A 13116-nucleotide genomic window follows, 5' to 3' on the forward strand; every position below is an offset into this window, starting at 1 on the left:
CTAAATCCCTTCTTTTCTAGCTAAAAGGACGGGACAATTGACATTAACCCGCACATAATCCGAGAGGGAAGTACCGAGAAGGCGATCGAGATCTGGTAAACTCTTAGCCACGGAAGGACGGCGATCGGGCGAACCCAACAGTAAGAGATCGACATTATAATCATCGACGAGTTTGCAGAGTTGTTCTCCCGGTTTACCCCCCGTCACCAGGCAGCGATAGGGTATATTCATCCGTTTCACTTTTGCTACTGCTGGCCTTAAAATCGGGTTTTCTTCCATTTCTTTGGGGGAAGTGGGGGCAAATTCCGGTTTTAAGTCGGGGTTGACGCGGGCCAGAATTAACTCTGCTGAAGGATAATCCCGCAGGAGATAAATAGCCAGATCGAGAGCTAAATCAGCCGAGCTAGACTTATCGAGGGCTACCATCACCTTTTTGATTTTTTTGACGTAAATATCGTCTTTTACCAACAACATCGGGTGATTAGTCAGTTGAAAGACGTATTGACTGACGGAATTTTCTAGAATTGCCTCCAGTCGCTTCAGTCCTCGGGAACCCATCAGGATCAAATCAGCGCCGATTTCGTCGGCAACTTGACAGACGGTATCTTTGGGATCTCCTTGCCGCAGAATCGTGGAAACTTTGCTGGGTTCAATTTTGACTTCTTGCAGGATTTTAGTCAGCATTTGGGTCCCTTCTTCCCATTTACTGGCCAGGGCTTCGGTGGTAATCTGAGGGGGAACAACCCGGAGAATGGTAATCGACGCTTTCTGGATAGCGGGGAGATCCATCAATGCTTGTAGCATTTCTTGGGTTTGACCTGCGCCAGAATCAGCGTATAGTATTTTCTCTAGCATAAGATTAAACTCGGTCTATGATCTTAATGGTTTTCGCCAATTTTCAGCATACTGCTAATGTTGTTCGCGAAATTTAACAACTTATTAAGCGCTTTTTCTTAGGTTAATGCGATGCCGAAGGCACTGCGTAGCAGCTCGCAGATGAGGACATTTTTAAGTATTTATGCTCAATTGACTAGAAATACTTGGCTCAAAATCATCGTGGCAAGCGTTCATTTGTATTATATTTTGGCTGCAATGCTGGCGCTCTCTTTTAATCACAGCTAAATCCGTTGAGTATAGGCTACTTATAGGGACAGGCAATAGGCAATAGGCAATAGGCAAAAGGGGGTATAAATAATCAGTCTTTAATAAACGGATTTAGTATCACTACTGCTGCTCACCATTAAATCGAGCATTTCATTGATGATTAGAGTTCTTGCATAATTAATTTTTGAGAGTGCAAAAATGAGAAAAATAGACATAAAATTGCATAAAATTCCTAAATAGAGCATTTAATTGATTAATGCTCATTCTTAATTCTCCTGACGACCGGCTCCTGAATCCTCACCTAAAGGAAGATTTTTGATTTTTACAAGAGGTCTAGTTATGTCTTTATCAATTCGAGTAATTCTCCTAGTAGCGACAACAGTTTATCAGACGTTATCTGTTTGGTTAGAAGAACAAAAAGCACCGCCGGGTAATTTGATTAATCTAGGTAAATATCGCCTACATTTTTGTCTAGCGGGATCGGCTAGTCCCACTATTATTATTGACCATAGTTTAGGGGGAATTGAGGGATATTTTTTGATAGAAGAATTGTCACAATTGGCTAGGGTTTGTATTTATGATCGAGCGGGTTATGGTTGGAGCGATTCTAGTCCCTATCCCCGAACCAGCTACCAAATTGTTCAGGAATTAGATCAATTACTAACCCAGGCAAAAATAGAACCACCTTATATTTTAGTTGGTGATTCTTTTGGCAGTTATAATGTTCGACTGTATGCTCATCTGTTCCCAGAAAAAGTAGTAGGTTTGGTACTCACCGATGGTTTACACGACAAAGGAATGCTGAAAATGTCGCCAGCATTAAAGGCATTAAAATTATTTTTCATCTCTGGATTTTGGATGTCGATTATCGGCTCAATTTTAGGCATTATCCGAGTTTTGAAAGTTCTAGGAGTTTTTGAATTATTAAAACCAGAATTACGTCGCTTTTCCCCAGATTCTTGTCATCGAGTTAAGCGTTCTTTCTGTCGCGCTAAACACTGGATGACGATGAGTAGAGAAATGCTTAATCTCGACCAAAGCGCTCGTCAGGTGAGTGAGGCTAACAATTTCGGTAATTTACCGATAGTTAGTATTAAAGCTAATTCTTTTTTTAAACCTTCCCTTTGGACTCGGTTTATTCCCCTCAAAAGTGCCAACCAACTGCGGGAGGAGATGCACCTAGAATTAGGCAAGTTATCCAAAGATTTTATGGAAATACAAGCGGATAAAAGTGGCCATTTTGTCTGGATGGATCAACCGGATGTGATGATCGATGCGGTCAGAATTTTGCTTGACAAAATTAACTCTGTGTGCTAAGTAATAGGGCAAAATTAACTTCTTGGTGAGGATAGGCAAGAGGCAAGAGATTCGATCGAGATTAGCTGAAATCCTAGAGAATTATTGCATAATTAGGGTTTGCTGAATAAATGTGAAATGTAGGCAAGGTAAGGGTTTTGTGGCTTTTCTGGCGAAACAGGTGCCAGATTTTGAGAGAATCCTGCTTCAAAACCTTGCGTCTTCATCGTCCCCCGTCCTGTAGGGGCGAAGCATTCGGGCAATAACCTATCGGTGAAACCGTAGATTTTCTATCCGAATGCTTCGCCCGTACTTATTCAGCAGACCCTAATTAGGGTTTGCTGAATAAATCTAAAAACCTTGTTGGATAAAAATTTTAGACTTTTTTGATATCAAAAAGTGTCAGCCATTGGAGTGAACGGGGGGGAATAAAACCCTACACCCCACACCCTACACCCCACACCCTACACCCCACCAACAGACTTTTTGCCGCAAACCCTAATTATTGAGGGTAATAATCTGGGCGCTAAAACCCTGTCTAGTTAACTCTTGTAACCGTTGTTTAGCTTGGTATTGTTGCTGAAATAACCCCGCTTGAATAACATTTTCTCCCGCACGGATAAATGCGAGGGGTTCAATTTCTTTAATTTTTGCCAACGCTTCCGCACTATTACTCCTAACTTCAACGCGAAAGAGTTGATTAGTAGCAATAACCCGCTGCTGTGGTGGGGGAGAAGGAGGTTTATTGGCGAGATTTTCAGGTGTGGGGGCCGGTGGATTGACAGTTGGACGAGGATGATTATTAATCACCGTAGCATCGGCGGGACGCACGGTAGCGGGAGCTTGAAAAACGTATTCTCTCAGGGGTTGATTACCGGAAACTGGGGCAGCCACCGGGGGGCGAACTGATGGAGAATTAACGAGGGGTAAATTTAAGGGTGAACATTGGGAACAATTAACAGCACTGGGACTGTCTGAACGTTTAGTTGGTTGTCTCACCGCCGGCGGTGGGGGCAAACGACGACCGGGATAAAGATTCTGGGCAAAAGATAAGTTTGCTTTTAGCAGCACGGTTGCTTGAGCGATTATCCCGACTTTTAACCAAAATAAGGCCGAGAAAAACAGTAGGTTTGTTCTCATAATGCTGGTTTGTCCTCACACGAGATTTGGGTACACCATGTCCAAATTTTAAAGGAGGAGATGCTAGTCTAGAAAGTATATTGGTTAAAAATCATTACAAGGTTTATGGGAAAAGTTGTTGTCGGTCTATCGGGGGGAGTAGATAGCTCCGTCGCCGCTGCCGCCTTACACGCTCAAGGTTATGATGTTATTGGCTTGACCCTGTGGTTAATGAAGGGTAAAGGTCAATGCTGCTCCGAGGGTATGGTAGATGCGGCCTTTATTTGTGAGCAGTTGGGGGTTTCCCATCATATCGTCGATAGTCGCGAGCTTTTCCAAAAAGAAATTATTGATTATCTGGTTTCCGGTTACGAAGCGGGAATCACACCGCTGCCCTGTTCTCAGTGCAATAAAGCGGTAAAATTTGGCCCGATGCTGCATTATGCTAGGGAAACCTTGCAAACGGATACTATTGCCACCGGTCACTACGCTAGAATTCGTTTTTCTCCTGAAAATAACCGTTATCAACTGCTGCGCGCCGTCGATAAAAATAAAGATCAATCCTATTTTCTCTATGATCTAACTCAAGATGTACTGCGTGGGACTTTATTTCCCTTGGGCGAACAAACCAAGGCAGAAACCCGCAGGATTGCCCAAGAATTCGGTTTAAAAACAGCAGATAAACCCGATAGTCAGGATTTATGCTTGATTGAAGCTCACGGAACTATGCGATCGTTCTTGGATAAGTATATCGCGGTTAGTGAGGGCGATATCGTCGATCTCGATGGCAAAGTTTTGGGTAAACATAGCGGTATCCATCATTATACGATCGGACAACGCAAAGGCATCGGCATCGCCGCCGCCGAACCTCTCTATGTGGTAAAACTCGATCCCGTCATGAATCGGGTTATCGTCGGTAATCGCGCCAGTGCCGTTAGTGCCGCTTGTCTTGTCGGAAGGATGAACTGGGTTTCTATTGCTGAACCCACCACCCCTATCCGCGCGCAAGTACAGGTCCGTTATCGTTCTCCGGCCGTTCCCGTCAATGTTATTCCCCTAGAAAATGAGCAAGTGAAGCTGGTTTTCGATGAACCACAATTTAGCATCACCCCGGGCCAGGTAGCCGTGATTTATGAAGGGGAAATCGTTCTCGGTGGGGGGATTATCTCAGGAGCCACCCCATAGGGAGAGCCACCAATTCACAAAATAACCTGATTATGGTTCGGGGGTCATTCTGCCAATTAGGGACTCTCCCCAGCAGGTTGAGCTAAAAATTAACGACGGGGTACAGAAGCCTCGATGTTAATATTCATAGCGGAGACTCTTGGTACAGGATTGCCTTTGGCGCTACCGAGACCCCGGGCCATAGCCAAGAAGCTGGAAGGATCGCCAGCTTTGGGTTTTTGCTCTTGGGGAACATAGCGACGGACAGCATTCTGCCAAACGATTTGGGGGAAGCCCAAAATACCACGATAGTAGCCATCGTAGCGAGGCGAGGTGATGTTGAATGGACGTTCACCGATTTCGCGGCTGGCCAGGGTGCGACGACGTTGGTAGGGAACGGTATCATAACCAAAGCTTTGCAGATACTCGTCACTGTTGAGAAGTTGATCAACAAAACCTTGAATGCCTTTGGTGGCAACGACAATCGACCAAGCAATTTTTTCTCTTTCGCTATAGACATCGCGACCGAGAACTCTTTGTACTACCTGTTCGACAAAGCGATAGTTGCTGTTTTTCTCGTAGAAGCTGTTATAGAAGGTTTTCGATAACAGTAAACCACGAATGAAATCCCGCACCGATAATTGTCCATTGCGTAATTGGGATTCGAGGAAGGGTTCCCGATCCCATTTGAAGGCATGGAAGAAAATCTGACGGTAAGCGGCTTCGATTAAATCGTCCAGGTCGCTAGGGGAGAGGACATTTTCCGTCGTGTAAACTCTCGGTTTTTCGTCTCCACCGACATCATAACCAGCTACCCGCACGTTTTGGGACTTGGGGGCGTAATTTAAAAGAGGAATGGCCAAGGGTAAACCTCCGTATCCTTAGAAATGCTTAAAAAACTTTCCTCCTAATGATAAGGGAGTAGGTGCCAACTAGAAAAGAAATATTAAAAATTCTTACAATTGTTAAGAAAACTTGCTTACCATCCAGGGTGTTGGGGAGCGCCGGAGCAGGGAGCGCCGGAGCAGGGAGAGGGGAGAAAAAAGCTGATAACTGATGACTGATGACTGATAACTGAATTTACCAGCCACTAATCGAATAGGATGATGGTTCGGGGGAATCACTAGAGACTGACTCCGATGACTGATTGCGGGATTCAGCACAAAAAGTGGCCGTATTAAAACCGCCAAAACGTTGAACTGTGCTGGTGCGGAGACGTAAATCGGCATCGGCAAACCAAAAACGCTCGATCGAGGTCATAGTTTCGTATTCTGTAATTAAGACTAAACCTTCCTGTTCATCAATGTGATAACGGCCCGCCACGGGAATGATTTCCGCATAACCGCGCTCCCGCAGGAGAACACCCGCTTGGGGATTATCTTCATCGGGAATTAGCGCAAAAACGGTGGTTCCTTGATGATTTTCGTCTTCTTTGTCCCACTGCATCGAACCATCCCAACTGACAAAGGCACCCCCCACAGTCTTAGCGGGATCGACTTCGTGCATTTCACAGATAGCGATAATTTTCGGGTTATCGGCGCTTAAAGCTTCCACATAAATCTCGGAATCGCCGGTTTCTGCGCGTCGAAAGGGTAAATGATGGGTGGTGCGCTGAGATTTCCACTGTCCCGCACTTTTCTGAAAAAAGGTCATACCGTCCATAGTTTTTATCCTCTGTTTTTCCCATCCATTTTAACGCCATCGTCGTTTTCTGTAACCCTTGTCCCCCTCTCTCTCTCATTCATCCCCAAAATAATCATGATCAATTCTCTTGATTTCATAGATTTTTTGGGTCGATACACCTAGGTTATAATCAATCATCAATTGACTTAATTCTTCCCCATCAATCAGCACTATTTTTATCTCATTTCTGGGGGCATATTCTAAAGCCTCTTGGGTAAAATAGGAAGTGGTGATGAAAATACCTTTTTTGGCTCCTTGTCCCGCTAATGCCCCGACAAATTTCTGGATTTCTGGACGACCAACGGCATTATTATCAGCCCATCTTTTGGCTTGAATATAGATTATATCTAAACCGAGTCTATCTTCTTTTATTATTCCATCAATCCCTTGATCACCGCTCTTACCCACTGCTTTACCTGCATCTCTAATCGAGCCACCATAACCCATTTTTACCAGTAATTCTACTACTAATTTTTCAAAAGCATCTGGGGATAATTTTCGCAGAATAGAAAGTAAGTCTGTTGCTAATGCTTGACGAATTTCTTGATAGGAGTTTTCTAGTAATTCCTCTGGGTTTTGTTCTTGATCAGAAGTTGATAAATTGCTTTCAAGAGTAATAGTTTCATTTTGCTTATTGACTCGATTGAATTCTTGAAATTCAGGAAACTGTCTGAGAAATTTGGCATCAATTCGAGCAGGATTTTGAGATAAGATTTCTTTTCCTTTCTCAGAAATTACAAAAGTTGCCCTTTGGGGTGAGTCAATTAATCCCGCTTTCTTTAAATAGGTTTTTGCCCAACCGACTCGATTAGCAAAAATTTCTTGTTGTCCACTGGGAAGCATTTCTTTTCTTTCCGCTTCCGTGACTTGAAACTCTCTGACCAAGGCTTCAAAAATTTCTCGATATTTATAAACTTTGCCATCTGCAAGTATTTTTAATAGCGGCAACATAATCGATTGAAAATCTGGAATAGGCATAGTTCAGATGAAAAGCGGGGTCAGTCATTCCGATTATACAGCAACAATCTCCAAGAATTTAGATAATAATACAAAATCGTTTTTTAATAGTGCGATTAACTGCCAATCGAACTTTTAAAACCCACTCCCTACTTCCCTAATTCCCCACTCCCTACCCTCCTATACTTTTAAAACAGGATTTAGTATAATACACCTGAACTTATTAATGATTGGGAGGCATTCCTAAAGAATTTGAGAGAGAAATTATCGCCATTGATAATCGTCTTGATACTCAAAAATAAGCTGTTGACTATCTAAATTACTTGTTAAGACTGTCTATGAGCGCCAGAGCTGCGGAGCAGGGAGAGCTTTTTTGGTGATAGCTAAAAAACCCCCTATCCCTGCTATTCATACAAAATCTCATCAAAACAAGCTTCTCCCACACTCGATAAAGTCCTAGCGGCAGCTTTATCGGTTTTCGACTTCTGCACGAGGGTGCGGAATTGCTGTAGATTATAACGAGCTTGGAATTTTTTAATCGTGCAGTCGCATAGGTCTTTTGCCACATCAGCAGCTAATCCCTCCGCGCGCGCTCTTTGTAAACATTCTTGACGATAACTGTCAAAAGTCGTGGCAGGATTAGAACTTTGGCTAAGGTAAACGGCATTATTAGCCTGTACTGGCAAGGATAAAGCCAATAAACCGATAAAAGTTAGTAAATATCTTTGATTTCTCATCATAATAGCTTTTTTAAGCCTGAAATCCCCCACTATATTAGAGAACTGCTGCATAAATTATAGATCGATCGCTCAACTCTTAGGTTCCACTCTTGGCAAACTGCCAACTGTTATGCTAGGATAAGTATTGCTTGATCGGCGCCATCGCCAAGTGGTAAGGCAGAGGTCTGCAAAACCTTTACCCCCAGTTCGAATCTGGGTGGCGCCTTGGAAAATGTCGGCAATCTTTTCTTGATTGCCTTGTCTAAATTAAGGTTTACCAAGGTTTTACTTGATAGGCTGCCACTAGATAACGAAAAATATACTCAACTATCTCTAAATAATTCTCGGTAGTTTCTAGAGACTCACCCCACACCGTCACACCATGGTAAGAAATCAGTAAAGCGGGAATTTCCGGGGGGAAAGTTGAGAATCTACTTTCTATTTCTGCGGCAATTTTCGGCACATCGAGATAGTTAGCAAAAACCGGCATAAATACTTGAGGATTTTCTACCCAAATACCTAAACCTTTCAACATTTCTAAGGGAGGTAACGATAACTTGTCCTCGCGAGCAAAACGGGAAACTAAATTCGCTTCCACTGAGTGGACATGATAACAAGCTTGCGCTTGGGGAAAGAGATAATAAATCACCTGATGAATGCTAGTTTCGGCCGAAGGACGATTATCTCGATGAGCTAATTCTCTGACTTTTCCCGTCAGATCCACGCGCACAAAATCCTGTTCTGTGAGTTTACCTTTACTTTTGCCACTGGCAGTAATCCAAAAACTATGATCATCAACTTTAGCGGATAAATTACCCGCCGTGCCAAGCATCCAACCCAGTTGATAAAATCTTCCGGCAGCGGCAACTAGAGATAGACGAGGATCGCTCATGGTTTTTAGAGATATGGTGGATAGGGACTGACTATTATAACAAGTTGAAGCGATCGGAGGATCCACTCCCCAGCAGATTTGGTGAGGGTGTCAGTCCGGATAATCTCGATCAAAACTAAACCCAAGATAGAATAGAGCGAGGAACCAGTGAGTCAAAAAGAAGATTTAACCGTGGCAATGTGTTGGGAATGTGTTAGGTTAAAGATAATTGCAGCTTTGATGAATCGAGGGTTGAGCCGTGAATAACAACTTTTTCCGCAGCTATTCTGTCAATGATTCTGGTTTGGGTTGTTTCTTATCTTTGATTTTAGTCGGATTGTTGTTAGGCTCGATCGGACTGGGTTGGTTAGTCAATGGTTTTTTAATTCTCGTGGCATTTCTAATCATTTCCCCCGTCATTGCTTGGGGAATTTTTCGCTGGTGGTTGCGACGCAATTTAGTTGAAGATAGCTGTCCCGTCTGTAGCTACGAATTTACGGGTTTTAATCGCACAGAATGCCAATGTCCTAACTGTGGTGAACCGTTAAAAGTGGCAGGGGGTAAGTTTATTATTCTCACCCCTCCCGGTACGATCGATGTCCAAGCGATCGAAGTACCTACCGGACAGCTAGAAGATTAGGATCGAACCATTACCATCTAGGCACGCGCACCAAACTGAAAGCGGGGGATCTGAATTTTAACAATAACAGCAGTCCCAACAGGTGAATTGACCAATGAACGAGAATTAAGCCCCAAATAATTGCAAAAATCAAACTACTAACGGCAAGAGCTTTAAAAATATCATTATCGGTCTTTTGATACCAGAGAAGACTAAGGAAGGAAAGCAGTAGGAGTAGAAGCGGAAAAAGTGGGGAGAACATGGGGATCACCATTGGGTGAGGGGACTGTCTTCACATCCATAGCCTATCATTTTCCCTTGACGGCTACGGGTAGCAGCGGCTACATTCCCCCCTATTTGTCATAAATCTTTAGAATCAAATTAAAAAGTTTACGAGCCAATCTTTTAGTCTAAAGGTGGCGCGACAATCATCCTCATTGTAACGCAAAATAGCCGCCAATAAAGTCCGATCTCCTGTTTTTAACCACTGGTCATACCACCAAACGCATTGATCCCCGCTTACTCCTCGATCGCGCCATTGAAAGCCAATCCAGTTAGCGAGGGATTTTAAAGAATAACTTTCCACGGGAAAAGTTACGGAATTAACTACATAATAGTGCAGATCAAAACAGCGAGAAACTAACTGATTAATCAAAGAAGAAGGAGTTTTATAAAGATAACCCAATCGCTTAATTGTTTCCACTTCGTACTCAGAAAAGTGAAAAATTGGTGCTTGATCATCCTGCATGACTAAGGTTAAAAATTCCTGCCAAATCCTGCCTTCATCTTCCGGCTTTTCTGCCAAAAAGGGATAAAACTGCTGGGTATTAACTCGATAATCAACCCGTAAAATCCCCAAAAGATAATCTAAATTCTGTTCTGGTTCCGCTTCGATGTCAAAATAAAATTCAATCTCGGCCCTCGGTAGGGGAGACAAATAAGCAGTTTTCCCGTTACTTTTGCGAAAGGCCCGATTTTCAATAATTGCTTGGGCCTGTAATTGTAACTGATTAGCCACCTCTACCCCCATACCCTCCCCCATACGGGTAGGACAGGTAAGCGCCAGGGATTCCATGGTGGAAACCCCCAAAGACTGTAAAAATTGGTAACGACTAGGAGTCACCCCCGGGACTAAAGAAAGATGTTGACTCGCTTGAGCAATACCATAACAGTGACTATACCAATGACATAAACTGCAACGCTGACGCGAGATAAAAACTTCTGGTTCTTGGCGATTAATCACCATTGCGCCGAACTTTTTGATTATTTCCTCTAGTTTAGTTAACCAGAGATTCAATTCCACCCGATAGCGATTATGACGACGTAGGACAATTTCCGCGTAATCTGGAAAAACTCCCTGCATACTGGCCAATAAATAGGCGTAAAAAGTAGCCAGCATCTTATATTCAGGCTTAGGACGGCGACCGAGTTGAATATTGAGGGGATAATAAACCCAATCGCCAAATTTAGACTCTCCTGCCTGTTTAATTAATAAATGCGGGGAACCGGTTAAAGAGACGGGATAGCCAGATTGTAAAAGGACTCCGTGATAAATACAGGATACCCCCCGACCCATCAAAGCCTCCGTTTCCCTAGCGGCGGCCAAAATATCAGTGCTGGGGGTAGTCAGGGAACAATAATCGGGATAGGAGTCTTGCAGGACTTTTTTAACGTGACTTTGACTCTCTTGGCGCAATTTAAGCAAAAAATCTCGCTCAGGGTCTTTTTCTTGGCTATTGCCGTAGAGATTTAAAAATGCACGGCGTTGACAACGTTGGTAGTCTAGAAGTAGATCATCGGTCAGTAGCATTCTATACAAGGAGAAAAGTTAAGCTTTCCTGGACCAGTGAAGTAAAGTAAAAAATAATAAACTTAAAAAAAGAAAACATTCCCAAGTATGTTTCCTCTACTCTAATACTATTGTGACAATTGCGACTTAATCCGTCGATAGAATTCAGCCGTCGGTCGTCGGTCGTCAGGAAGTGGGGAAGTGGGGAAATGGGGAAATGGGGAATTCAACTAAAACCCTAAAACCCCAAAACCCAACACCTTGTGACTGATAACTGATAACTGATAACTGATAACTGATAACTGACCCCCCATCTCCTCGCTTATGCAGAATTTAGACGAAAATAGCCTCGATTACGCCGTTAGTAAACCGGATTTAGCCGAACAAAGACAGGAATTTCGGGGACTTAGCAATAAAGTTTATTTTAATTTCGGTGGTCAGGGAACCTTGCCCAAGGCGGGATTAGAGGCGATTATCGATGCCCATAATTTTCTCCAACAAAAGGGGCCTTTTTCAGGACGGGTAAACGATTGGATTACCAAAAAAACGGAACTTCTCAGGCAAGAAATGGCGCAAGAATTGGGAATCAGCCCCAGCACTCTCTCTATCACCGAGGATGTCACTGTAGGCTGTAATATCGCTCTCTGGGGAGTTGATTGGCAAGCGGGGGAACATATTTTACTAACCGATTGTGAACACCCCGGAATTATCGCCACGGTTCAAGAAATTGCCCGTCGTTATCATCTGGAAATCTCCACTTGTCCTATTCGGGAAACTTTAAACGGTGGCAACCCGATAGAAGTCATTTCCGCTCATCTACGTCCAAAAACTAGGGTTTTGGTGGTTAGTCACGTTTTGTGGAATACCGGACAGGTTTTACCCCTCAAGGAAATCTCGCAACTTTGTCATGATAATTCTGTCACCGAAAAACCCGTTTTAGTGGTGGTGGATGCTGCCCAATCCGTGGGTTGTTTGCCCTTGGATTTAAGCGCTACTGCCGCCGATTGTTATGCTTTTACGGGTCATAAATGGTGGTGTGGACCGGCTGGTGTGGGAGGATTGTATATTCGTCCCGAAATCTTCCCTAGTTTACAGCCCACTTTTATCGGTTGGCGCGGCATTGAAACAGATAACCGAGGACAGCCTATCGGTTGGAAACCGGATGCCAGACGCTTTGAAGTGGCCACTTCTGCCTATCCCCAATTTGAGGGTTTAAGGGCAACTATTGCGGTACATAACGCCTGGGGTGATGGGGGACAAAGATACGAAAAGATTTGTCAATTAGCGGCTTATCTCTGGGAAGAATTAAAGACGATTAAAGGGGTGAAATGTTTAAAAAATTCTCCGCCGGAATCCGGTTTAGTTTCCTTTCAAATTGACTCGGCCATCACCCCACAAAAGTTAGTGCAACAGCTAGAAAAACAAGGGTTTTTACTGCGAACTCTCCTCGACCCCCTCTGCGTGCGTGCCTGTGTTCATTATTTCACTTTGCCCTCAGAAATCGAGCAGTTAGTAGCAGCTGTCAAAAAGTTAGTTTAAAATCGGATTATAGGCGATCGACTATCGATAATGACGACCCCGCAACTTTTCGAGTGGGATGAAATTGACATCCTCACCGCCGGGGCCGGACGGTGATGACCGGCAGATCAAACAAACTTAATTGAACGACCGACCGCTGGGTTGACGCTTCACGGGATGCTGCTTCTTTAACAGAAGTCTTACACTTTCCTCTGCGTCCGTTTTTTGAGGTCTCCGATTGCCCACCGGCGACCTTGATATTAATTGCGGCGTTCAC

Annotated in this window: 13 protein-coding genes, 1 tRNA gene and 1 pseudogene; 5 read left to right on the top strand and 10 right to left on the bottom strand. The window is 43.7% G+C overall.

The window, feature by feature from the left end; genetic code table 11:
* Positions 1-855 carry a universal stress protein gene (locus EWV68_RS12465; protein ID WP_061430983.1) on the bottom strand — a complete coding sequence of 285 codons (855 nt, stop codon included), beginning with the start codon at positions 853-855 and terminating at the stop codon, positions 1-3.
* 588 nt (positions 856-1443) lie between these two features.
* On the opposite strand from EWV68_RS12465, the gene EWV68_RS12470 reads away from it, so the two are divergent.
* Positions 1444-2421: an alpha/beta fold hydrolase gene (locus EWV68_RS12470; RefSeq protein WP_287169958.1), complete on the top strand. Its 978-nt coding sequence runs from the start codon at positions 1444-1446 to the stop codon at positions 2419-2421.
* A gap of 477 nt (positions 2422-2898) precedes the next feature.
* On the opposite strand, the gene EWV68_RS12475 is transcribed toward EWV68_RS12470, so the two are convergent.
* Positions 2899-3540 (bottom strand): hypothetical protein, encoded by a 642-nt coding sequence (locus EWV68_RS12475; RefSeq protein WP_287169959.1) that lies wholly within the window; start codon positions 3538-3540, stop codon positions 2899-2901.
* A 105-nt stretch (positions 3541-3645) separates the two neighbouring features.
* Here EWV68_RS12475 and mnmA point away from each other — a divergent pair, with 105 nt between their 5' ends.
* A complete protein-coding gene (mnmA, locus tag EWV68_RS12480) occupies positions 3646-4704 on the top strand; it encodes a tRNA 2-thiouridine(34) synthase MnmA (RefSeq protein WP_287169960.1) in 1059 nt (352 codons plus the stop codon).
* A gap of 89 nt (positions 4705-4793) precedes the next feature.
* Here mnmA and EWV68_RS12485 read toward each other — a convergent pair whose 3' ends face one another.
* The 4 genes from EWV68_RS12485 to EWV68_RS12500 all read right to left on the bottom strand — a co-directional run bounded on the left by EWV68_RS12485 (position 4794) and on the right by EWV68_RS12500 (position 8063).
* On the bottom strand, positions 4794-5546 hold the full coding sequence (locus EWV68_RS12485) for a phycobilisome rod-core linker polypeptide (RefSeq protein WP_045359953.1): 753 nt from the start codon (positions 5544-5546) through the stop codon (positions 4794-4796).
* A gap of 217 nt (positions 5547-5763) precedes the next feature.
* Positions 5764-6345, bottom strand: a complete 582-nt coding sequence (locus tag EWV68_RS12490; RefSeq protein ID WP_024969812.1) for a phycobiliprotein lyase — start codon at positions 6343-6345, stop codon at positions 5764-5766.
* A gap of 75 nt (positions 6346-6420) precedes the next feature.
* Positions 6421-7344, bottom strand: coding sequence for a restriction endonuclease (locus EWV68_RS12495; protein ID WP_287169961.1), 924 nt, complete (start codon positions 7342-7344; stop codon positions 6421-6423).
* Between the two features lie 383 nt (positions 7345-7727).
* Positions 7728-8063, bottom strand: coding sequence for a hypothetical protein (locus tag EWV68_RS12500; RefSeq protein WP_287169962.1), 336 nt, complete (start codon positions 8061-8063; stop codon positions 7728-7730).
* A gap of 134 nt (positions 8064-8197) precedes the next feature.
* On the opposite strand from EWV68_RS12500, the gene EWV68_RS12505 reads away from it, so the two are divergent.
* Positions 8198-8268, top strand: a tRNA-Cys gene (locus EWV68_RS12505).
* Between the two features lie 48 nt (positions 8269-8316).
* On the opposite strand, the gene mtnB is transcribed toward EWV68_RS12505, so the two are convergent.
* Positions 8317-8934 carry a methylthioribulose 1-phosphate dehydratase gene (gene mtnB, locus EWV68_RS12510; protein ID WP_287169964.1) on the bottom strand — a complete coding sequence of 206 codons (618 nt, stop codon included), beginning with the start codon at positions 8932-8934 and terminating at the stop codon, positions 8317-8319.
* A gap of 238 nt (positions 8935-9172) precedes the next feature.
* Between mtnB and EWV68_RS12515 the strand changes: the two genes are divergently transcribed.
* Complete coding sequence (locus EWV68_RS12515) at positions 9173-9553, top strand: hypothetical protein (RefSeq protein ID WP_002760482.1); 381 nt, start codon at positions 9173-9175, stop codon at positions 9551-9553.
* Positions 9554-9563: 10 nt separating this feature from the next.
* On the opposite strand, the gene EWV68_RS21890 is transcribed toward EWV68_RS12515, so the two are convergent.
* Both EWV68_RS21890 and EWV68_RS12520 read right to left on the bottom strand, forming a co-directional pair.
* Entirely contained in the window at positions 9564-9806 is a 243-nt protein-coding gene (locus EWV68_RS21890; protein WP_045357690.1) for a hypothetical protein, read from the bottom strand.
* A 102-nt stretch (positions 9807-9908) separates the two neighbouring features.
* A complete protein-coding gene (locus EWV68_RS12520) occupies positions 9909-11342 on the bottom strand; it encodes a TM0106 family RecB-like putative nuclease (RefSeq protein WP_287169966.1) in 1434 nt (477 codons plus the stop codon).
* A gap of 303 nt (positions 11343-11645) precedes the next feature.
* Between EWV68_RS12520 and EWV68_RS12525 the strand changes: the two genes are divergently transcribed.
* Positions 11646-12860, top strand: a complete 1215-nt coding sequence (locus EWV68_RS12525) for an aminotransferase class V-fold PLP-dependent enzyme (RefSeq protein WP_061430973.1) — start codon at positions 11646-11648, stop codon at positions 12858-12860.
* Positions 12861-12933: 73 nt separating this feature from the next.
* Here the strand turns inward: EWV68_RS12525 and EWV68_RS12530 are convergent.
* Positions 12934-13116: pseudogene (locus tag EWV68_RS12530) on the bottom strand (RNA-guided endonuclease TnpB family protein); the annotation flags it as partial.

The sequence above is a fragment of the Microcystis sp. M_QC_C_20170808_M9Col genome, from assembly GCF_007095495.1.
Classification (GTDB): Bacteria; Cyanobacteriota; Cyanobacteriia; order Cyanobacteriales; family Microcystaceae; genus Microcystis; species Microcystis aeruginosa.

Coding starts and splice junctions, on each gene's coding strand:
- EWV68_RS12465 (WP_061430983.1), bottom strand. CDS start 855: ATGCTAGAGAAAATACTATACGCTGATTCTGGCGCAGGTCAAACCCAA.
- EWV68_RS12470 (WP_287169958.1), top strand. CDS start 1,444: ATGTCTTTATCAATTCGAGTAATTCTCCTAGTAGCGACAACAGTTTAT.
- EWV68_RS12475 (WP_287169959.1), bottom strand. CDS start 3,540: ATGAGAACAAACCTACTGTTTTTCTCGGCCTTATTTTGGTTAAAAGTC.
- mnmA (WP_287169960.1), top strand. CDS start 3,646: ATGGGAAAAGTTGTTGTCGGTCTATCGGGGGGAGTAGATAGCTCCGTC.
- EWV68_RS12490 (WP_024969812.1), bottom strand. CDS start 6,345: ATGGACGGTATGACCTTTTTTCAGAAAAGTGCGGGACAGTGGAAATCT.
- EWV68_RS12495 (WP_287169961.1), bottom strand. CDS start 7,344: ATGCCTATTCCAGATTTTCAATCGATTATGTTGCCGCTATTAAAAATA.
- EWV68_RS12500 (WP_287169962.1), bottom strand. CDS start 8,063: ATGATGAGAAATCAAAGATATTTACTAACTTTTATCGGTTTATTGGCT.
- mtnB (WP_287169964.1), bottom strand. CDS start 8,934: ATGAGCGATCCTCGTCTATCTCTAGTTGCCGCTGCCGGAAGATTTTAT.
- EWV68_RS21890 (WP_045357690.1), bottom strand. CDS start 9,806: ATGGTGATCCCCATGTTCTCCCCACTTTTTCCGCTTCTACTCCTACTG.
- EWV68_RS12520 (WP_287169966.1), bottom strand. CDS start 11,342: ATGCTACTGACCGATGATCTACTTCTAGACTACCAACGTTGTCAACGC.
- EWV68_RS12525 (WP_061430973.1), top strand. CDS start 11,646: ATGCAGAATTTAGACGAAAATAGCCTCGATTACGCCGTTAGTAAACCG.